General features: G+C 61.3%; 2 protein-coding genes. One reads left to right on the forward strand and one right to left on the reverse strand.

All coding sequences use genetic code 11. The features are described from left to right. Nucleotides 1–206: hypothetical protein (locus DPV79_RS43730; RefSeq protein WP_279636681.1), on the reverse strand; the 206-nt coding region annotated here is incomplete at its 3' end. On the opposite strand from DPV79_RS43730, the gene DPV79_RS43735 reads away from it, so the two are divergent. Continuing rightward, the coding region (locus tag DPV79_RS43735) for a hypothetical protein (protein ID WP_279636682.1) at nt 205–401 on the forward strand (197 nt) is incomplete at its 3' end. The genes DPV79_RS43730 and DPV79_RS43735 overlap by 2 nt on opposite strands.

The raw sequence follows: 401 nt of genomic DNA on the forward strand, positions 1-401 counted from the left end.
CTTTGTGCCGTGCTGATGCCCGTCGAAGTCGACGTCGACAGCGAGCTGAGCTGGCTGTAGTTCACCGCATCCGTCGGATTCACGCCTGCTGCGACATTGGTCAGCGTCACCGGCGTCGTCGAACCCACGCCACCCAGCGTCACCTTGCTGTGCGTCGAATCGTCATACTGGACCGAGTTGGACGCGCTGTTCGACAGCGAACTCATGGCGGTCGATGTCGATGTCGACAGCGAGGTCAGGTTGCTGTTCGTCGTGGACAGACCCGTCGACAGGGAACCCACACTGCTGTTCGTCGTCGAGAGACCAGTGGACAGCGAATCCACACCGCTTTGCGCCGTGCTGATACCCGTCGAAGCCGACGTCGACAGCGAGCTCACGTTGCTGTTCGTCGTCGACAGACC

The sequence above is a fragment of the Burkholderia reimsis genome (assembly GCF_003294055.1).
In the GTDB taxonomy this organism is placed as follows: Bacteria; Pseudomonadota; Gammaproteobacteria; order Burkholderiales; family Burkholderiaceae; genus Burkholderia; species Burkholderia cepacia.